Here is a 19,963-nt window from a genome sequence, read left to right on the forward strand (position 1 = left end):
ACATAATTCCTTACCTGTTTGTTTCACTAGATGAAACCACGTTTCGTTTCCGTTGCAAATTTATTATACTCGAAAGCTTGTTACTCTTCCACCCTATTTTCACAAAATAGTAACAAAATTACCTAATTACCGATAAATTTGGCGAATAAGCTACGTGCAGTAGCGATATCGTCGGTATTTTGAACGAGCACACGTCCGTCTGGAAAGATTACTAAAGTGTAGGAATCGATGTGGAACCGCAATAAGAAACGATTCTGTTCCACAGTTCCTAGTGGAGCGAGTCGTTCTGCTAGTTGAGACAAATCAAGCGTAATTGCTTCACGAGGGCTTAGTTGTACCGTATCTCGACCACATAAGGCTGTAGCTAGCTCATCATCAGGGCTAGCCTCCAGAAACTCAAATTTTCGTTGTCCACAAGTGGGGCAGTCAGGACGCTTTGCCTTTAGAACTTTAATTTGCTGGTGGGTATTATTCCATAAATCGAAATGCTCCAGATGAGGATTGTAGGCATTTGTTGCCTGTAAAAGGATTTTAAAAGCTTCTGTCGCCTGATAGGAGGCAACCACATGTATGATTGGTCCAATTACGCCGGCTGTATCACATGTGGCGGTTGTGCCTGGCTTCGGTGCTTCGGGAAAAAGACAACGTAGGCAGGGTGTTTTACCAGGACGAATAGCAGTATATGTCCCAGTTGCGCTGACAGCTCCGCCATAAATCCACGGGATATTATGTTTAACCGCTACATCATTAATAAGATAGCGCACCTGAAAGTTATCGGTAGCGTCTAAAATAAGATCAATATCTGATAAATATTTTTCGGCATGAAAAGCAGTAACATCCGCTACGATAGGCTCCAATGCTACATCTGAATTTATTTTAGATAATTTTTCATAGGTGGCTATCGCTTTTGGCAAATGTTGTCTCGCATCTTCCTCGTCATATAGCATTTGACGTTGTAAATTGCTTGGTTCTACAAAATCTCGATCTATAAACCGTACAAACCCGACACCAGCACGAACGAGATGGTTGGAGAGCACTGTTCCCAGCGCTCCCATCCCAACAATGGCAACACGACTGTTGCGCAAACGTTCTTGTCCAGCCACTCCGATCGGGGCGAATAAAATTTGTCTCGAATATCTGTTATCATTCATGATTTCTATGCTCACTCCATCCTAACAATCAGAAATACACTACTTTTTCTCACTATCCAAGTCAGCGGTTGGATTCCAAGGCCCTAGCTGATGCCCTTTCCACTCGTTTCCATCCTCCCATATTTCCTTTTTCCATATCGGGACGATTTGTTTTAAACGCTCAATCGCATAGCGACCAGCTTCAAAGGAATCATTACGGTGTGGGGAGGAGACGGCAATGACTACTGCGATTTCTTCAATTTGAAGATCGCCAATTCGATGGTGGATGGCTACACGTACATTTTCCCAGCGCTCATGAATTTCTGACTCGACCTGTTTAAGCTTTTCGATGGCCATGGGAATATAGGCTTCATATGAGAGATAGACAGTACGCTGACCTTGCGTCATTTCACGTACTGTGCCGATAAAGGTTAAAATAGCTCCGCAGTTACGGTGAGAAACTTGTTTGATTAAAGGTTCTACCGAGAGAGGGGCTTCTGTTATCGCAAAACGTGGCTCTTCGCCTCCGCTTACAGGAGGGAGAATAGCTACTTCGTCGTTTTCCTTTATAATAGTATGGTGATCTGCGTACTCTTGATTGACTGATACAAAGCAACTGGATAGCAGTTCCTTCAAAGCTGGATATTCATGCGGCAGCTTATCGAGTAAATCTTGTACGGTACTAGAATCAGGCAATTCGATTTGTATGCTATTTTGTCCGGCGCGTTCTGCTAAACCGGCGAATAATAATAGGGTAACCTGCATGTTATTAGCCTCTTTTCTTTCGTTCTGCTTACTATTTTCCGTTTCCCTCTTGAACATACCATATCACTATGGCGAAATGAAGGGCGGAAGCTAAGTCATGAAACAATCGCTCCTTTCTTTTAGTGGAAAAAGACAAAGAAGGCGAAACGTGGAAGAGAGTAGTAGGAAGATTTGCTTATTTGATTAGTCAAATCGATTACAGTAGCATAGAATCAAGGAGAGATAGTACGTTTGTAAAAAAGGAGAAATCATTTATGTCTACACACGATCAGCTTACACATTTTAATGAACAAAACAGGGCGCGCATGGTAGATATCTCAGATAAAGATGTTACGAAACGTGAGGCGGTTGCTAGAAGCCGTGTTGTAATGAAGCCGGAGACCTTGCTACGCGTAAAAGAAGGGAAAATCAGCAAAGGGGATGTACTGGCTGTAGCACAAGTAGCGGGCATTATGGCAGCAAAAAAAACCTCAGATATGATTCCAATGTGCCACCCTTTAGCCTTAACTGGCGTAGATGTTACATATGAATTTGAAGGGGAGGATACTATCGGGGTATGGGTTAAAGTGAAAACAACAGGGAAAACAGGAGTAGAAATGGAAGCGTTGACTGCTGCGAGTGCTGTAACACTCACGATCTACGATATGTGCAAGGCAATGGATAAGGAAATGGTTATTGGTCCTACCTATCTGGTGAAAAAAACAGGTGGCAAGAGTGGGGACTATGAGCGGGTAGAGGGATAGATGCACATCATGCAGACAGAGTAGCCATCTTATAATTATGGATTCATCTATAGAAGGAGCCACCTTTTCTAGCAGTAGAGAAGGTGGCTGATTTATGATTAGTCTGTATCCTTTAGCAGTTGCCCCGTTTTTGCATCAATGGTATGGCGGTCGATATTTACTGGTAAAGAAGTATACACCAAACTAGGCGCTTCATTGTGAGTAGGCAAGATATAAGCTAGCTGAAACGGATAGGTCTTAATATAGGCCTGTGTGGCTTCTTTAATTGAAAGTATGTTTGTTTGTTTAGGTAACAATTCCGGATCAAAAGAGCTACCCTGATAATTCGTGATTGTACCTGTATTCATATCAATTGTGACATGATAAGGATGACTTATCACAGGGGCTCCTTCATAAACGGGATAAAAAGTAAAAGTAATAGAAGAATTATTAGTCATTTCCTTGCTGATGTCTAACTTAAGCTCTTTTATTTGTACGGGAACGATATGCTCTAGTAGAGTGATCGCCTTTTGCTGAGCTTCTGCTTTATTTATTTGAGTAGAAGCATGATTTGTTTCAGGTTTATAAAAATATTCTAGAAGCTGACCACTGGACCAATCTACCTCCATACTCCCACGTTTTCCTGTTTCGTCTACCCAAATATATTTTTGAGATTTTTTATAGGATGAACTACTCTGCATGCTAATTTTTTGCGTGTTCACAGTGAACAAATCAGCTAAGATTGACTGTGCTTCTTCTTCCGACTTAGCAGATAATTGCTCTGTTGAAGTAAGGAGAATAGTCCTTTCACTTGATTTATCAAGCTGTCTATATGACGAATCTAACCATTCACCGTTCTTTGCATCAATATATCCATAGATAGCAGGTTGGTATCCTAATACATACTGGTTTGCTTCTGTTTTCAAATAAACAAGGCGCATCTCTTTTTCAAGAAATTCTTCTACTTCTGTTTTTGGCAATACATCTTTAGGGAGAGGGAAATGATGTGGATCAATACCTTCCATAATATTACCTTGAATAGTAGAATATACGTTTTTTGTTTGGACACTTATTGATAGATTTATATTTTGATCGAGAATAGGAGTATTGTGAACCATTCGATAATATACTACTTGACCTGTTACTTTTCCTTTTGTACCAACAAAGCTTTGAAAGTTATTGATAGAATCTCCAAGCCTTGGTTTTAGATAATCGAACGCTATTTGTTCAAACTCAGTCATTTGGTGCTGTTCTACAAAAGGAACCTCTTTTTTATCCACAACCGACTCTGATATCTTTTCTTTAACTTGATCAGAATCAAGAATTGGCACTGGCTTGTGATCTCGATCTGATACTAAAGGTGGTGCTGGTACTCGATCTGGAACTTGGATCGGAGTGGGTGTAGGAACCGGAACAGTTGGACGAATCGTTGGCCCTTTTTTCTCTATAGGAGGTTTGGGAATAGAAGGTAGGGGCTCGTTATGTAACGGTTCGGTGACAATAGGCTCTGTTTGTGACCATTCCAATGGCTGATAACGCAGAGGAGAGCCAAGCCACATCACTAGCATGACGGCAGCGCCGATACAGGATATTTTCACAGTTCGAAGATACCAGATGTGGGTACGTTTCTTTTTTGCAAGCCTTTTGATAATTGCTACTTCACACTCTTCTACAAATTGAGATCGCGGTTGTAAATCTTCTCTTTGCTTTAAAGCGTGTAAAATCTCTTTTTCACTTGGCAAGTTCATCGTATAATCCTCCCATCGTGGGAATAAGACATTTCTTTTGCATAATCTTCAGGGCACGATGGTAGTCGACTTTTACTTTTGCCTCACTACACCCTAAAATTTCCGCAGTTTCTTTAATCGAAAGCTCGCGTAAACCGCGGAGGATAATGACCATTCTATGCTTCGGCTTCAGTGACTGAAAGATTTGCTGTAGGTTCTGCTGTAATTCCTTATGCTGTAATTCCTTTTCAGGTAATCCAAATGTGGCCGGTATTTTTTTTATCCAATAGTCTGAAAAGACATATTTAAGCTTTTTTTTACGATAATGATCGATTGCTGTATAACGAGCAATAGAAAGTATGTATAGCTTTAGCGGAGAACGTCCATCATAGCTGGACAAAGAGCGGAACAGACGAATAAAGACCTCCTGTGTCAAATCCTCTGCTTCGTTTTGATCGCCTGTAAAAAAGACTAGAAATTGATAGATGTCCTGATAATAAGTACGGTATATATGCTGGATATGTTCCTTTTCGTCTTCCGTCAAGGCATAATTCCCCTCCTGGATAAAAGCCATCCTCAACAAAAAGGATGGCTTTGGAGTGATTGGTTATTTATAGATTATTCTTCTTCTCGTTCTCCAGTAATTCCATTGATACGTACGTCTCTGTCTACTGTATAGGCAAGATATGCGTCTCCTTTGTTGCCAGTGGTGTTTGCAGTAATATAGACAAGCGTAAGTGGAGTTTCTTTAAGTAGAGCTTTTGTAGCTGTTTCAGGGTCAATAATAGAATCCTTTTCTGGTAGCTTGTCAGAAGTTGTACCTAGGCCGCGAATGGCTGTTACTTTGCCAGTAGCACGGTTCACTGTTACTGAATAAGTACGGTCGGAAACTAAAATTCCTTCATGAGCTTGATGGATTTCGTAATGGATTACAATGCCTGGTCCTTTGTTTGTTTTCCAAGATTTATTGATTAATTCTTTTACATCGTCACCTAAATACTTTTGAAGAGTTTTTACAGCGAGTTCTTGACCTTTCTCCGGAGAGATTGCAGCTTTTTCATCATCTTTGTTTTCATCATCGATTACTACTGACAGTACTTGGTCGTCTTTTGTCTTAACCATAGCAACAGCCTCGTCTTTTTTGTACCATCTATACACTAAAGTGTCCTTATCTGGTTCTTCAGCTAAGGTCAATCCTTTTACATCAAAGCCTAATACTGACTGTAGAATTTCAGCAGCCTCATCAGGTGTATGAGCTACTAATTTTTTACCACTTGCATTTGCTGGATAGGCATCAGAGTAGAAAGTATCTTGGAAGGTGCCGATTTTTTCTCCCGTTTCAGCATTCACGTAGGGAGTACTGTTAAAGAGATAGACTACTCTTCCATCATCTGCTGAAATATAAGAGAAAATCATTTTAGACAGTGTTTCTTCTACTTGTTTTTTACTGATTAGTTTTTCCGGCTTTGGTAGTTCTTCATCAGAACTGGTTGCATTTCTCTTTTCCATACCAATAATATCTCCATTTGGATTTATTTGAAAATAATATTGATCATCCTTAAGTTCAATGTCATCGATTACACGATTAAATGAGATGTTAATCCAAGCGTGTCTATCAGTAGTGCCATCTCCTCCTCCAGTTCCAATTTTTTCTCTGACTTTATACTGATCAGCGCGATCACCTAGAAGTTTTTTCAGAAAAGCTTCTCCTTTTTCCTTGGCCATTTCTTTGTCAGCTGGTTCATCGGAATAAACATCTTTTTTTCTAATATCAAATTCTTGAATAACCCCTGACTTAGAATCTATTATGATATCAGCGGATGGGAACTTCATGCCTTTTTCTTTAGAAAGAACAACTCTTGTTTTTCCTTCAGAATAAGGTAAAACCTCAATTCGAGTTAACTCTTTTAATTCAGGAAGAATTTCAGTCAATTGTTTGATGGATTTTTTTACTACCTGATCTAACTCCTGTATAGTTTGAATTTTTTCAGGTTCTTCTGAAATTGTTTTGGCACTAGCCCATACCGGAGTTGATGAAAGCATAAGGGCTGCCATAAGACTCAAGACTGTTTTATTCGTTGGTTTTTTCATAATTATCTTCCTTTTCTTTTCATTTTTCTTGCTCACATACAAGGTCGAGAATAAAAAAAGAAAAGTTACAATTATTTTTTAAAAAGGGAATTTTATAAAAACGAACTTCTTCAAGGGAGTGACAATAGAGGGGGCATACGGTGGTAAGAAGGGGTCCCCAGCTTGCTTTCAAGCTGAAGTTACGCAGATTTAATTGATATAAGGAAAAAGGGATACGGTCGACATTCTAATGAAAAAAAGATAAACTTTTCTATAATTCACACAAAAAAGCACATCAAATTATTGGAAAGAGAAATTTTTTGTAAGGAGTTACGTATTATCAGTTAGACCAATGACAGAAGCTGCTTTTAGGCATAAATAGCTTTGGAAATTTCTTGATACAAGGTAATCACCATGACATAATGTTTCGTATAGCGAAATAAAAAAAGTAGGAGGAGGTTGCCGTAATTCTATGAATGAGCTCACTGATCGATTGATGGACATGTGGAATTTATACATCGGTATTTTTACACAAGAGCTGGTGAAGAGCGGCATTACTAAACCTCAGATTATGGTAATTCATCAAGTAAAAGATAATCCGAAGACAATTGGAGAAATCAGTAAAAGTCTAGAATTATCCTATAGCACCGTTTCTGGCATCATTGATCGTTTGGAAAAAGCGAACTTGGTGACTCGCAAGCGAGATCATAACGACAGACGCATAGTCTGGGTTTTTCTTGCTCAAGATTTTTCTCAGCTTCAAAAACGATTTCCGCTAATGAAAGATCAGTACTTACCCGAATTATTTGAGGGGATGAAGGAACATGAACGAAAACAAATTACTCAATCTTTAGAATTGCTCAATCATTATCTTGAGAAAAAATATCATTCCTTATTAAAGGAGAGAGGGAACAAAGATGAACATTTCAAGGTTTGCGATTAATCGACCCGTAACCATCGTGATGCTGGCATTAGCCGTCCTCATTTTTGGATTCGTGTCGCTACCCAAATTGGCGGTAGAACTCTATCCTAACCTGAACCTGCCGGTTGCTGTTGTTGTAACCTCGGTTGAGGGCGGGACACCTGCATCAGTGGAAAAATTAGTAACAAAGCCTGTAGAGGAGGCATTAGGGACTGTTCCTAATGTAAGTAAGTTATCGTCGTTTTCCATGAGTGGAGCCTCACAGGTTATCGTCCAGTTTAATTGGGGCACAAACATGGACCAAGCCACGCTAAACATGCGTGACAAGGTAGATCAGGTGCGGGGAGCATTGCCAGACACGGCTAAAGCGCCGCGCGTTCTTAAGCTAGACCCAAATAGTGAGCCAATCATGACGTTTGCTTTAACAGGTAATAATGATATTACGAAGCTAAAGGAATTAGCTGATAATGTTATTAAATCTCGAATTGAACGTATTGATGGAGTCGCTTCTGTCGGAGTTAATGGTGGGAAGGAACGTATCATAGAAGTAACGCTTGATTCTGACAAAATCACTGCTTACGGTATTACTTTGGAACAAGTACAGCAGGCTTTAATGGGGACTAACCTTTCTGGAGCAGCTGGTATGGTACGTGAAGGTGATAAAAAGCTAAGCATTCGCGTCCAAGGAGAATATACAACGATTAAGGATATTGGTGAAACACCTATAGTGGTTGGTGCTTCAACTATTCCGCTAAAAAATATTGCTTTTGTCGAGGATACGTATAAGGAACAAACCCAGTTCAGTTATTATAATGGGAAACCAACTGTAGGAATTTCTGTTACGAAAGCTTCAGGTGGAAATACCATTAAAGTTGCAGATGCAGCCAAATTAGAGATTGAAAAGCTAAAGGAGAATCTGCCACCAGGAACTGAAATTTCCATGATCACGGATTCTTCACAGTTTATTAAAGATTCAATCTACACAGTGGCTGAGCATGCCTTGGTAGGGGCAGCATTCTCGACCATTATTCTGCTCTTGTTTTTAAATAGCGTTCGCTCTGTTTTAATTATTGCAGTTGTAATTCCGATTTCCGTAATTGCTACCTTCTGCTTAATGTATTTTACGGGTCAGACAATCAACCTGATCTCGCTTGGTGGTTTAACACTTGGACTAGGCTCGTTGGTTGACTTCGCTGTCGTTATCCTAGAAAATATTTTCAGACATCGACAGGAAGGCAAATCAATGGTGCAAGCTGCTCGCTTTGGTTCCCAAGAGGTGGGAACAGCGGTCATGGCTTCTGCTCTTGCGCAGATTTGTGTATTCTTGCCGATCATGTTCGTTGAAGGATTAGCTTCTCAATTATTCGGACCATTGGCACTAACGGTTGTGTACTCACATATAGCGGCACTTTTAGCATCTATTGCACTTGTGCCTATGATGTCAGCACGAATTTTGAAACGCATCCCGGATGAAGAAATCTACCATTCTGGAACGTATCGGGGCTTCAATCCGATCACATGGTTTAACATTGGCTTTACGAAACTTTCTCATTACTATGGAAGATTCCTAAAATGGGCAATCAATTGGCGTAAGACCGTTTACCTTGCTGTAGCCCTTATGTTTGTGGGTGCTATCATTTTGACACCGTTTATTGGAGCGGAATTTATTCCTTCCATGGACCAAGGAAAAATTACTGTAGCTGCGAAACTAGCTAATAACACGCGCATTCAGGAAACGGAAAAGGTCATTAACGAGCTTGAAGGAATAGTGAAAAAGGTACCTGAGCTAAAAGAATTGTATGTATCCATTGGGAGTGCGGGTGTATCTGTGCTAGCGAATAGTGCTACGAACCGCGGAGAGCTACAGCTTACCCTAGTAGATGCAAAAGAGCGTACACGTACCACAGATCAAATCATTGATGACTTACGAAATCAGGTCAAAAATATACCTGGTGCAGAAATTACGGTTAAACATTTGGATGGCATGGGTGGCATGGGCGGCACGCCACTGGAAATCAGCTTGCGTGGCGATGATTTAGAGGTATTAGATGATATCAGTAATATTATTATGGGTGTGGTCGGCAAGGTTTCTGGAACGGCAAACATAACCACCTCTTTAGAAGAAAAAGACCGAGAGTTCCAGGTAGTAGTCGATCGTGAAAAGGCAAGTCAATATGGCCTAAGTACACAACAGGTTCTGTCATATGTACGGACGGCTTTTGAAGGGCAAACCTTAACTCGTTATCAGACAGGTGACGATGAGGTTGACGTAAAAGTTCGTTTGCCAAAAACGATTCAGGATGAGCCAAAGCATTTAGAGCGTCTGACGGTTACTACTCCTAGTGGGGCGCAAGTATCAATAGGTGCTATTGCTAAAGTGGAAAAAGTGGAAGTAGCACAAATGATTAAACGTGCGGATCAGACTCGTGAGGTTACAATTACCGCAGATACTAGTGGTCGTGACCTGAACTCGATTATGGGTGAGGTTCAAGAAAAACTGGCACAATTGAATCTTCCAGATGGATACCATATTGAATACGGCGGTCAGTCTAAAGATATGGAAGAATCCTTTGGCAGTCTAGGTCTGGCGATTCTCTTGTCTATTGTTCTTGTCTACATGGTTATGGCAAGCCAATTTGAGTCCCTATTTAGTCCGTTTATCATCATGTTCTCTGTGCCGCCTACCTTTATTGGGGTTGTGGTTGGATTGTTTGTGACAGGTCAACCATTGTCAGTACCAGCCCTGATTGGTTATATCTTGTTAGTAGGTATTGTTGTAAATAATGCGATCGTTCTTATGGATTACATTATTACAGCTCGCAAGGACGGTTTAGATCGAGATGCTGCAATCTTAAAAGCTGGTCCAATTCGTCTGCGTCCGATCATGATGACTACGTTAGCGACTGTTCTAGCAATTACTCCACTAGCTTTTGCAGGCGGTTCCGGTAACGAATCCCAAGCTCCAATGGCAGTGGTGGTTATTTTCGGTCTAACATTCTCCACGCTAATCACTCTTGTACTTGTCCCTGTCGTATATGTCACATTTGATAACTGGGGCCGTAAGTTCAAGAATCGTTTTAATCGGAAAAAGAAGAATACGCCAACTGTAGTAGAAGAAGTGTAATGAGGTAAAGGAGGATTAACAATGGTAAAAAGTAAATGGGGCTTACCGCTTATACTCGTTGCTGCTTTGACAGTAACGGGGTGCACGGGCGAAGAACCGGCTGCAGCTCCTCAGGTTGCCGAGGCGGAAGCGCCTACTCCAGTGCAAATAAGCCCAGCAATAGAAGATTCTATCGCTTCAGGAGCAGGTTATACTGGTAAATTGGCTCCGAGCCAGGAAGTAAAAATCTCACCAAAAGCACCAGGTAAAATTCAAACCTTAAACGTAAAGCTGGGTCAATATGTACAAAAAGGATCTGTATTATTTACGCTAGACCAAGATGACCTCAGAAATGCGGTTCGCCAGGCCGAAGCCCAGTATCAGGTTTCGGTAGCAGGACTAAACCAAAGCGGTACTAGCACAGCACAATCTGTTGAAACAGCTAAGAATGCATTAGCACAGGCAGAGCGTGCCTATCAGGATGCAAAGCGTGACGCCACTCGAAGCCAGGAGCTATTTAATCAAGGAGCTCTGGCTCAGCAGCAGAATGAACAAGCGCAAGCAGCATTGAAGAATGCGGAAACTGCTTTTAATAACGCAAAGGTAGACTATAACTCAGCCTCTAAAAAATCAGGCATCGTGGTTTCAGAAGCTTCTGTTAACCAAGCGAGAGTTGCGCTTGCCAGTGCCCGTGAGCAGTTGAGCAATTCTACAGTAACAGCTCCAATCTCTGGCTTTGTAGCTCAGGTGGGTGGACATGTGGGAGAAATAGCTTCAGGGCAGGTCCCAGTTGTTGTCCTAGTTAACACCAATCCGCTCTTAGTAAAAGCAAACTTATCAGAGGATGAAATTACTAAGATAAAAGTAGGGGATCGTACAACGGTTGAATTGACTGCCTTGAATAAAAAAATAGAGGCTACAATTACTGCTATCAGTCCTACAATGGATCAACAGTTGAAAGCATATCCAATCGAAATAACCGTGCCAAATCCGAAAAACGAATTAAAGGCAGATATGGTTGTTAATTTAAAAATCCAATCAGCCTCCAGCAAAGCTCAGAAGGCTGTCGCCATTCCACGCAAAGCTGTGTTCGATGAAAACGGCAAAAAGTATATCTATAAAGTGGAAGGCGACATCGCTAAGAAAGTAGCTGTTGAAACTGGCGAGGAATCAAGCGATCTAATTGAAATTAAAAAAGGTGTTTCTTTGGGAGAAAAAGTAGTTATCAGAGGCCAGTCCATGCTTAAAGACGGAGGAAAAGTTGAGATTCAAAAAATGGATTGACAAAAACTAGCTACACTAACTAGTATAAAATCATTGTTACAAACGACTCCTTTCTTTGCTTACAAAAAGAAAGGGGTCTTTCTCTTACAGATCAAAAAGCTGTTTTTGATTACATAAATGTCAGTTTACTCTGAAAAAGAAAGTAGGGAAAGCGATGCGTATCACGCCTGCTTCCATGATGGAACAGTTACCAACCCAATTTTTTTCAACGATGGTAGCAAAGGTTAACAGGGTAATTAGTGAGGGTCATGACGTTATTAATCTGGGGCAGGGAAATCCTGATTTACCGACACCTCCCCATATAGTAGAAGAAATGGCAAAACAGGCGAAAGATCCCATGCATCATAAGTATCCACCTTTTCAGGGACGGCTGGAATTAAAGCAAGCCGTAGCTCATTGGTATAAGCAGGAATTTGATGTAGACCTTGACCCAGAAGAAGAGGTAGCCATTTTATTTGGCAGTAAGACAGGGCTAGTAGAGATTTGTCAGGTATTGATGAATCCGGGAGATGTCGCCTTGGTTCCTGATCCTGGGTATCCAGATTATTGGTCTGGAGTAGCTGTGGTAGGCGGACGTATGGTTCCCATGCCTTTGACTGCAGATAATCAGTTTTTACCTGATTATGGCCAATTAGATGCGGCTGATTTAGAAAAAGCTAAACTGATGTTTTTAAACTATCCGAACAACCCGACAGCAGTCAACGCACCTTTCGAATTTTATGAGGAAACCATCAAGTTTGCTCGAAAGCATGAAATTGTTGTTTGTTCTGATTTTGCATATGGAGCCATTTCCTTTGATGGAAAAAAACCAGTCAGTTTCATGCAGGTTCCTGGTGCAAAAGAGGTAGGAGTTGAGTTCTATACCCTATCAAAAACCTATAACATGGCAGGCTGGCGTGTAGGCGCAATGGTAGGAAACAAAGAGCTGGTTAAGCTAATCAATACATTGCAGGACCATTACTTTGTAAGCTTGTTCGGTGCTGTTCAAATGGCAGCGGCTAAAGCCATGATGGATTCTCAGGACTGTGTCCGAGAGCTGGTGGCTACCTATGAAAGCCGCCGAAACACCCTGTATACAGCACTGCATGAAATTGGCTGGAAGGCGACACCATCGCAGGGATCGTTCTTTGCTTGGCTTCCCATTCCAACTGGTTATACATCTGCCCAATTGGCTGATGAGCTCTTATTTAAAGCTCATGTAATGGTTGCTCCCGGGATAGGCTTTGGAGCGCATGGTGAGGGATATGTACGGTTAGGACTGTTGAACACAGAGGAGCGCTTGCGCGAAGCAGTGAAACGAATTCAGAAGCTACAGTTGTTTACGAAATAAGCCTCCAAAAAAGATCATGTACAGAAGTCTTCATAAATTAAGCTCATCTGGCAGTTTTACATACTGCTAGTGAGCTTTTTATTTTGATTTTTTTAAGCTAGATACGCATATATTTTTTACTTTTTGATAAAAATTGTTTACATTATGTAAAAAATATATTACATTCAAGTCGAGAGGATGTGGTTTTTTGGAAAAGGAAGGGAAAATACGAAATGAATTATTTATGCTACGTGCAAAGAAACGCTGGTCGCAAAAGGAGGTAGCTGACAAATTAGGTGTTAGCAGACAAACGATTGTGTCTTTAGAAGCAAATCGCTACAATCCGTCTCTTATGCTAGCCTTTAAAATTGCTCATTTATTTGAGGTTGATATAAATGAAGTATTTCAATATGAAGTAGATAAGGGAGATGTGCCAGAATGTTAGAGTTTCTATTTATTTTTCTTGTGATTACCTATGTCATTTCGGTGTCATACACCGTTGCTTTCACGAGGTCAGAAGGAAAAGATGAACGTGGTCAACAAATTTTAGCTAATGGATATACATTAGGGTATTCCATTGCTGTGATTGGAATCCTTCTTTCCTTTCTGACAACCAAGCTATCATTTGTTTCCCTTGGATATAAAGTTGCTTTAGATTTTGCTTTAATGTCTATTTGGTTCTCTGGCATTATGGTTGCTGTCTATATTTTTTATAAAAATAAAACTGCTTAATCAATAGGTATAACAATTTTAGCTTTGATAAGACTGCCTAATCGTAGCCGAGATGTAAATTCTGATCTGTCTACAATTAGGCCTTCTTTGTATGTTATGGGACTATAGATAAATGTTGGTAAATTAAGCGAATGGATATTGGACCATTTTTACAGATTAGATCTGAGCTATCGAGGAAAACCTATCTGGTAGATAGAAGCATTAGTTACAGTCTTAATATTGACTAATAATGATTTTCATTATACGATACAGATGGAGTTGATAATGAGTCTCATTAGCAGATAGGATAAGAATAGGAGTGAATTTCCGATGACGAGATACCAAATTAACGGTTATACCGATATGTATACGGTTGTATCCAACGAGCGTAAAATAGGTGGTGCTGTCGAAGCTGATACCATCAAGCTTCGCTCTGGAGAAGAGTATAAGCATGCGGTGATTACTCGTCTAGAAATGTCCGATTCTCAATTTTGTTCGCTTGGATTTGTTACAGAAGAGGGAAAACGTTTAATCGTTCATATTCAGGATATTAGCATGGTCGTAGATGCACGTCATGTCAATGTTTGTGATTTAGAAAATCAACATATGCGTGAGCAAAAAGTGAACGAGCGACTTAAACATTTAAAACGTCTATGTGAATTAAACGAAGGAAGCTGTACTTTGCCTTTCCGTGAAGAGGTAGATATCTTAGTCTGCGATATTGGCTATGAAATTGCGGCTAGCCACGTAGATATGCCTTTCTTACATACAACTGATCCTCAAAAGGTTGTTCGGATTGCTTAATTATTTTCCAAATGGAAAGGATTCTACCCTTAGGTTCATCCCTAAGGTTTTTTATCCTTAATAAAGACTGAATATTCAGACCCTAAAATACGTTAACGATGAAGAAATGAAAAGAGAGACAGCCTTCTGCTTACAAACGGCTATCTCTCTTTCTTGTATAACTCTTTTATTCCTCTGTCATTTCTAATGTGCAAATCGCACTTGGACGTTTAATGCGGAGAACAGCGCACTCATAAACACGCATTAGGCTGTTCATTTGTTCGTCTCCTAGGAAAGCAGAATCAAAATCCTCAGCAATGGCAAGGTCCAGGTTATGTCTTCCTGTAGCTACCAGAGCACCGCCTTTGATCACTGGAGATTGGAATACACCATCTGTAACCAAGTTGCGAATGTGATCAATCTCAAGGACATTGGTACCTTTGTGTACACGATGGAGTAATGAATACAGTTCTGGAGATACAACAAGGGCATAAGGACCGCTGTGCCCCATTTTTAATAGCTTATTACGAGCTTCTACGATGTCAGCAAAAGCATTTCCTGATTCCATCCAGTCACTCTTAATATGGGTGAGGCGTCCTTTCACATTCATGATACCTGGTAGGTCAAACTCAGGATTACCATTAAAGATCAGATCATCCTCCATAAGAGCGCAGCTGCTAGCGGCATTAGCAGCAGGGCTAAGGTCAATTGGCATACCCAATGTACGGGCTTGTGCCATATCACGCCAGTACAGCATGAAATCCTTGTATACGATCGGGATTGTTAAGCTAACACGTTTACTAGGTTGCGTTAGCTCTAGTGATTCACCGCGCAAGCTCATATTTCCAAAACGAGATTCATCATAAATATCGTTGGTAATGGTTTGAATACCTTCTCCTAATGGACCATAAATGTCAATGAATCGACGGCCTACCAGTTGGCGGCGAGCCATGTCAACGATGGTTTCATCTAATTGACGCCATTCTTCCTTAGATAATGGGGAGTCTGGGAATTTTTGTGATTTATCCATAAAATCCTCCGATCTTAACTTTTCTCTTATACATGACGATTGAGATGACGCAGACTTCCAACAGTAAGTCTCTTTTTCAAAACAGATGTTTCTGCTGAGTGGCTGTGAGTGTCGGCATGTACTGTTGCTGGCTGCTTAGAGCTGCTAGAATCCTGCAATGCAGACGAAGCCTCAAAGTGATTCACCTGATGGATATCATGTCCATGGTCATGATCATGCGTATCCACTTTTGCTGGAACGACATCGGAGAATTTCTCACTCAACTTTACCATGATCTCTTTGGTTGCTAAATAATCCTGATGTGTGTTTTCACGCATGCTATCTAGCTTTAAACGACTAGGCTCGTCTGTAAATTCATACAGCGCTAATTCCAAGTGCTCACGGAAATTGTGCAGGCCAAATCGTTCTAAGTTTAGGTCTGAGAGCAAATGAGACAGTTCGCGATCACTTAGCTGGTCCAAATTTTTTTCCTGAATGAGCTGAGACAAACGCGGAACGAGATCATGCAAACGCTCTTCCCGTTGTTCTTCTTCTTCAGAAATGTGGTGATAGTAAAGCTTCATATGTTCATCCCTAGCGTGATCGATTAAAGGTTGAACCATGGTGCGGAAAACATTGATGCCTTCTAATGTGCGGGTAAAGATGGTGTGGAGCTGCTTAATTTCCTGCAACATAAACTCCCACCTCCTTTTTTAAGAATTAGTGATAGCCTGATTATAACCGTGGGAAAACCATCCAATCAAGGATGGAGCTGTAGCTTGTAAAAATAGTGTGAACAAACGAGAAAAAAATAGTACAGAGTATTGTCAAACTTAATTGGGAATGATAATATTTATCAATAAGAATGATATTTATTCTCAATTAACTTTTCGCTTCAGAGACATATAACGAATAAACAGTGCTCGAACTGTTTTTGACCATCAGAGTCATATGCACACACTATCTAAAGGAGGATTTTTATTATGTCTATATTAATTATCGGTGGGGATAGGTTAGGTAACATCTTACAAATACTTGAAGAGGTTGGGTACAAAAAGATTCACCACATCACAGGTAGAAAAAGCTCAGAAACCAGTTTAAAAATTCCATCTGATGTTAAAATGATCTTGGTTCTAACCGATTTTGTTAATCATAACCTAGCTAAAAAGATCAAGTCTAAGGCCAAAGATAAGCAAGTACCTATTTGTTTTTGTAAACGTTCTTGCTCGGCTGTATCGCAAGTGCTTCAAATGCAAACCGTAAGTGCTTAGTTAGGAAAAATAACCACCCAATCTTTGGCGATTACATACGTGCATGCTTTCCTTCCTTTGGGGATATGATAAAAAATATCCTTAATAATTGGGAGGTGGGTGAGAAGATGGAACCGAATAAACAACTTAGTGAGATGCCATTTGCAGAGTTAGACTCTGCGCAGCTACAACAATTAAAGCAAATCGAACAAGAAATCAACACTCAAACCGGTCAGGAAGTCTATCTGATTGCGTTTTCTAAAAAGCAGGAAGTGTAATTATTAACTTCTGTGTACTATGACAATGAATATTACTATGAGAAAATCATTTTTTATAGAGAATAAAAGCAAGATGGATGAACCGATTCCATTTTGCTTTTTTTATTTTTTGATGAAAACGCTTTTTTGTAAGAATAATGCACTGCAAATGGCAAGATAGCTGGTTGGGGATGGAGTGAATTTTCCAACTAAGGAAGGGAAAACACAGGGATTAGTAGGAGAATCGCGATGTGAGAAAGAGCGTAGCCAGTCTTTCGAGTATGTGTCTTTTGGAACAAAGCGGTAAATAGGGAGAGCAACTTTTATTTAAGGATAAAAATTTATTACAATGATCGGAAAGAAGTATACAATAGGTTCGCGGCAATGATAGTAACTATGATTTCAGGAGCCAATGATCTCTCTAAATCCATTACATACGATGGGACAACAACTGGAGAAGCAAACTTATGTAAGACAATATCCCCCACTTTACAAGAAGAAGGTCAAGGGAAAATGATTTCGTGACATGTGGTAATGAAATCTTATGGAGACAGGAGGAGAGAAGATGGTTTATTGGCAATTATTTTTGGCATTCTTTCGGATTGGCATTTTTGGATATGGTGGTGGTCCAACCATGATACCACTAGTGCATGCCGAGTGCGTCAAGAAATATAAATGGGTTAGCGAGGAGGAGTTCGCCGATAACTATGCACTTGGCAATACCTTACCTGGGCCGATTGCCACCAAGATGGCTGCATATATTGGATACAAGGTAAAGGGATGGCTTGGTGCCATCATCGCTATCTCAGCCATGGTCTTTCCTGTTCTGTTCCTGATGGTTGTCCTGATGCAATTCGTAAATGTGCTGAAGACCTCCGAGACAGTACGGGGGATGATCGAAGCAATCCAACCAGTCATTGCGGTCATGATGGTAGTAATGACCTATGACTTTTTTAAAAAGGGCTGGAAGGATAGTAAAAATGGGAAAGAAAAACAAGGCTTACTAACGATGTTGTTCATTTCAGTAATCGCGTTAGTTCCTTTTCAAATTCATCCGGGTTTGTTCGTTGCTATAACGTTAGTGATCGCCTTTGCGTACTCTACCTGGCATACCAAGCGACAAAAGAACCAGCAGCAAAACTAAGCAAAGGAGTCTAACGCTATGATTTATCTACAGATTTTTTGGGCGTTTTTTATTACCAATATTCTCGGCTACGGGGGAGGGCCTCCGAGTATTCCGCTGATCCAAAATGAAGTCGTTACTCATTATAAGTGGATGACAGTTGAGGAGTTCGGGGAAGCGTTAGCATTAGCGAATGCATTGCCAAGTCCAATTTCCACAAAGCTGGGTGGGTATATTGGCTATCAAGTGGCGGGGATTCCGGGAGCTATGGTTGGTTTGTTTGCTACAGTTGCCCCAACTGCGATTGCTATGATTGGTTTATTAGGTGTATTTCATTTATTCCGCCAAGCGCCGCAAATCAAAGCTATGACACATTCGATTCGTCCAATCGTTACCGTTTTGCTTGGTACGCTGGCTGTGCAATTTATTCTTGGTTCCTACGAGCAAATTGGTTTATGGCACACACTGATACTAGGTGGTGCATCTTATTTTCTGATGGAACAATGCAAGGTTCATCCTGCCTTCGTTATTATACTAGCGATGGGCTACGGAGGATTTTTTATTAAATAATCGAGGGAAAGCACATCTTCTGTTCTGATCCTCAGCATGATAATTGCTTAGAACCTAATAAACATACCTCCCATGCAATTATTTTAGTCTTGATTATAAAAGAGAATGTACAGTAGGTTCTTTGGGCTGATGGGCATTTTATGCCGCCTCAGGGTCATGTGCAATCCTCAGGCCGCCTTGGAAGCCCTTAGATGGGATGAACGAAAGGGGATTGGAGGATTTCTTCTTTTCAACATCTAGCAACCGATCGCTCTGTGGTTGTTGATAAACATACACCGTAGAGTGAATCTCATAGATGATTTACGATTTCAACTAGTAGCAAAAAAGGGGTTGCCAGCTCTTTGAGGCGAGATGGCAACTCTTTTTTGTTTAGACGTTTATTGTTACGTGTGGTAGGAAAAAATGAAGTTATAAAAGTTGCTGAATCTTTTTCTTGATACTATCAATCCCAATGGCAAATCCGAGACATTGACTAGACTGGATGATGAATGCATTTAAGCCTATTACTTCACCGTGTAAATTAATTAAGGGACCTCCGCTATTACCTGGGTTAATAGCAGCATCTGTTTGAAAAATTTCATCGTACAAGCGTTTTGATACTTGAATACGCCTATTTTTTGCACTGATAATTCCCGCTGTTACTGAATTCTCTAGGCCAAGGGGACTCCCGACACTAATGACCCATTCACCTACGCGTGCCTCACCTGAATTACCTAGAGTTAATGGGCTAAGACGTATGTCGGATTCAATTTTTACGATAGCGTAATCTCGTTGAGGATCACTAAAAACAAGCTTTGCTTCAAATACTTTTCCATTCCACATTTTCACAAAAATCGATTTAGCTTTTCCGATAACGTGCTCGCTGGTGAGAATATAGCCTTTGGGATGAAAAATGAAGCCGGAACCAAAGCTCTTTTCTGTCTGGCCTGCTTCGAGTGGTTCCATGTCCAAAAAACTTTGCAAAATTTGATCGATGTCGGGAGGGGAGGTGTTGTCTTCGCAGATCAGGGAAACTACGCCGTGCTTTACCTGTTCCACTAACGGAACAAAGAAGTTGAATGGATGTAGATTACTCATCTGCTGATATTTTGTATTCGTATAGGACCAGCCTCTAGGTTTCACAACTTCATCTCCTTACTTCCCTGCAGATAGGTATACATCATCTTATGGAGGAAACGATAAAGGTGGAACGCCCAATTATGGAGAGAGACCAGTACAATAGTCTCAA

The 19,963-nt window shown here is 40.6% G+C and carries 20 protein-coding genes; 12 read left to right on the top strand and 8 right to left on the bottom strand.

Translation table 11 applies throughout. The features are described from left to right. Window positions 1-122 precede the first annotated feature (122 nt). Complete coding sequence (locus AYJ08_RS08120; RefSeq protein ID WP_064017294.1) at window positions 123-1,151, bottom strand: ThiF family adenylyltransferase; 1,029 nt, start codon at window positions 1,149-1,151, stop codon at window positions 123-125. 39 nt (window positions 1,152-1,190) lie between these two features. Continuing rightward, a complete protein-coding gene (gene moaD, locus AYJ08_RS08125) occupies window positions 1,191-1,895 on the bottom strand; it encodes a molybdopterin converting factor subunit 1 (RefSeq protein ID WP_064017295.1) in 705 nt (234 codons plus the stop codon). A 254-nt stretch (window positions 1,896-2,149) separates the two neighbouring features. Here moaD and moaC point away from each other — a divergent pair, with 254 nt between their 5' ends. Then, window positions 2,150-2,638: a cyclic pyranopterin monophosphate synthase MoaC gene (gene moaC, locus AYJ08_RS08130; RefSeq protein WP_003334804.1), complete on the top strand. Its 489-nt coding sequence runs from the start codon at window positions 2,150-2,152 to the stop codon at window positions 2,636-2,638. A gap of 98 nt (window positions 2,639-2,736) precedes the next feature. On the opposite strand, the gene AYJ08_RS08135 is transcribed toward moaC, so the two are convergent. The 3 genes from AYJ08_RS08135 to AYJ08_RS08145 all read right to left on the bottom strand — a co-directional run bounded on the left by AYJ08_RS08135 (window position 2,737) and on the right by AYJ08_RS08145 (window position 6,435). Next, a complete protein-coding gene (locus AYJ08_RS08135; protein ID WP_064017296.1) occupies window positions 2,737-4,365 on the bottom strand; it encodes a YcdB/YcdC domain-containing protein in 1,629 nt (542 codons plus the stop codon). Then, window positions 4,349-4,888, bottom strand: coding sequence for an RNA polymerase sigma factor (locus AYJ08_RS08140; protein ID WP_064017297.1), 540 nt, complete (start codon window positions 4,886-4,888; stop codon window positions 4,349-4,351). The genes AYJ08_RS08135 and AYJ08_RS08140 overlap by 17 nt, the downstream gene beginning before the upstream one ends. A 74-nt stretch (window positions 4,889-4,962) precedes the next feature. Further along, window positions 4,963-6,435 carry a YcdB/YcdC domain-containing protein gene (locus AYJ08_RS08145; protein WP_064017298.1) on the bottom strand — a complete coding sequence of 491 codons (1,473 nt, stop codon included), beginning with the start codon at window positions 6,433-6,435 and terminating at the stop codon, window positions 4,963-4,965. Between the two features lie 451 nt (window positions 6,436-6,886). Here AYJ08_RS08145 and AYJ08_RS08150 point away from each other — a divergent pair, with 451 nt between their 5' ends. The 7 genes from AYJ08_RS08150 (at window position 6,887) to AYJ08_RS08180 (ending at window position 14,547) form a co-directional block, all read left to right on the top strand. Continuing rightward, window positions 6,887-7,357: a MarR family winged helix-turn-helix transcriptional regulator gene (locus AYJ08_RS08150; protein ID WP_031413105.1), complete on the top strand. Its 471-nt coding sequence runs from the start codon at window positions 6,887-6,889 to the stop codon at window positions 7,355-7,357. Next, complete coding sequence (locus AYJ08_RS08155; protein WP_064017299.1) at window positions 7,332-10,460, top strand: efflux RND transporter permease subunit; 3,129 nt, start codon at window positions 7,332-7,334, stop codon at window positions 10,458-10,460. The genes AYJ08_RS08150 and AYJ08_RS08155 overlap by 26 nt, the downstream gene beginning before the upstream one ends. Window positions 10,461-10,481: 21 nt before the next feature. Continuing rightward, window positions 10,482-11,723 carry an efflux RND transporter periplasmic adaptor subunit gene (locus tag AYJ08_RS08160; protein ID WP_031413108.1) on the top strand — a complete coding sequence of 414 codons (1,242 nt, stop codon included), beginning with the start codon at window positions 10,482-10,484 and terminating at the stop codon, window positions 11,721-11,723. Window positions 11,724-11,877: 154 nt separating this feature from the next. Then, the gene (locus AYJ08_RS08165; RefSeq protein WP_064017300.1) at window positions 11,878-13,053 is read left to right on the top strand and encodes a pyridoxal phosphate-dependent aminotransferase; all 1,176 of its coding nucleotides are present in this window, start codon (window positions 11,878-11,880) and stop codon (window positions 13,051-13,053) included. Between the two features lie 187 nt (window positions 13,054-13,240). Then, complete coding sequence (locus tag AYJ08_RS08170; RefSeq protein WP_003334813.1) at window positions 13,241-13,477, top strand: helix-turn-helix transcriptional regulator; 237 nt, start codon at window positions 13,241-13,243, stop codon at window positions 13,475-13,477. Beyond that, complete coding sequence (locus AYJ08_RS08175) at window positions 13,471-13,764, top strand: hypothetical protein (protein ID WP_003334814.1); 294 nt, start codon at window positions 13,471-13,473, stop codon at window positions 13,762-13,764. Before AYJ08_RS08170 ends, AYJ08_RS08175 begins: the two co-directional genes overlap by 7 nt. 309 nt (window positions 13,765-14,073) lie before the next feature. Further along, entirely contained in the window at window positions 14,074-14,547 is a 474-nt protein-coding gene (locus tag AYJ08_RS08180) for a hypothetical protein (protein ID WP_022585989.1), read from the top strand. A gap of 166 nt (window positions 14,548-14,713) precedes the next feature. Here AYJ08_RS08180 and AYJ08_RS08185 read toward each other — a convergent pair whose 3' ends face one another. Together AYJ08_RS08185 and AYJ08_RS08190 are read right to left on the bottom strand one after the other, a co-directional pair. Then, window positions 14,714-15,556 carry a family 1 encapsulin nanocompartment shell protein gene (locus tag AYJ08_RS08185; protein ID WP_003334816.1) on the bottom strand — a complete coding sequence of 281 codons (843 nt, stop codon included), beginning with the start codon at window positions 15,554-15,556 and terminating at the stop codon, window positions 14,714-14,716. 26 nt (window positions 15,557-15,582) lie between these two features. Next, the gene (locus tag AYJ08_RS08190; protein ID WP_064017301.1) at window positions 15,583-16,230 is read right to left on the bottom strand and encodes an IMEF encapsulin system ferritin-like cargo protein; all 648 of its coding nucleotides are present in this window, start codon (window positions 16,228-16,230) and stop codon (window positions 15,583-15,585) included. Window positions 16,231-16,518: 288 nt separating this feature from the next. Between AYJ08_RS08190 and AYJ08_RS08195 the strand changes: the two genes are divergently transcribed. The 4 genes from AYJ08_RS08195 (at window position 16,519) to AYJ08_RS08205 (ending at window position 18,735) form a co-directional block, all read left to right on the top strand. Next, window positions 16,519-16,806, top strand: coding sequence for a DUF2325 domain-containing protein (locus tag AYJ08_RS08195; protein WP_003334818.1), 288 nt, complete (start codon window positions 16,519-16,521; stop codon window positions 16,804-16,806). Window positions 16,807-16,913: 107 nt separating this feature from the next. Next, window positions 16,914-17,063: a hypothetical protein gene (locus AYJ08_RS23935; protein ID WP_197490613.1), complete on the top strand. Its 150-nt coding sequence runs from the start codon at window positions 16,914-16,916 to the stop codon at window positions 17,061-17,063. A 544-nt stretch (window positions 17,064-17,607) separates the two neighbouring features. Next, window positions 17,608-18,186, top strand: coding sequence for a chromate transporter (locus tag AYJ08_RS08200; RefSeq protein WP_064017302.1), 579 nt, complete (start codon window positions 17,608-17,610; stop codon window positions 18,184-18,186). Between the two features lie 18 nt (window positions 18,187-18,204). Further along, the gene (locus AYJ08_RS08205) at window positions 18,205-18,735 is read left to right on the top strand and encodes a chromate transporter (RefSeq protein ID WP_064017303.1); all 531 of its coding nucleotides are present in this window, start codon (window positions 18,205-18,207) and stop codon (window positions 18,733-18,735) included. Window positions 18,736-19,143: 408 nt separating this feature from the next. On the opposite strand, the gene AYJ08_RS08210 is transcribed toward AYJ08_RS08205, so the two are convergent. Continuing rightward, on the bottom strand, window positions 19,144-19,857 hold the full coding sequence (locus AYJ08_RS08210) for a S1C family serine protease (RefSeq protein ID WP_003334825.1): 714 nt from the start codon (window positions 19,855-19,857) through the stop codon (window positions 19,144-19,146). Window positions 19,858-19,963 lie beyond the last annotated feature (106 nt).

The sequence above is a fragment of the Brevibacillus sp. SKDU10 genome, from assembly GCF_001645205.1.
GTDB classification, from domain to species: domain Bacteria; phylum Bacillota; class Bacilli; order Brevibacillales; family Brevibacillaceae; genus Brevibacillus_B; species Brevibacillus_B halotolerans.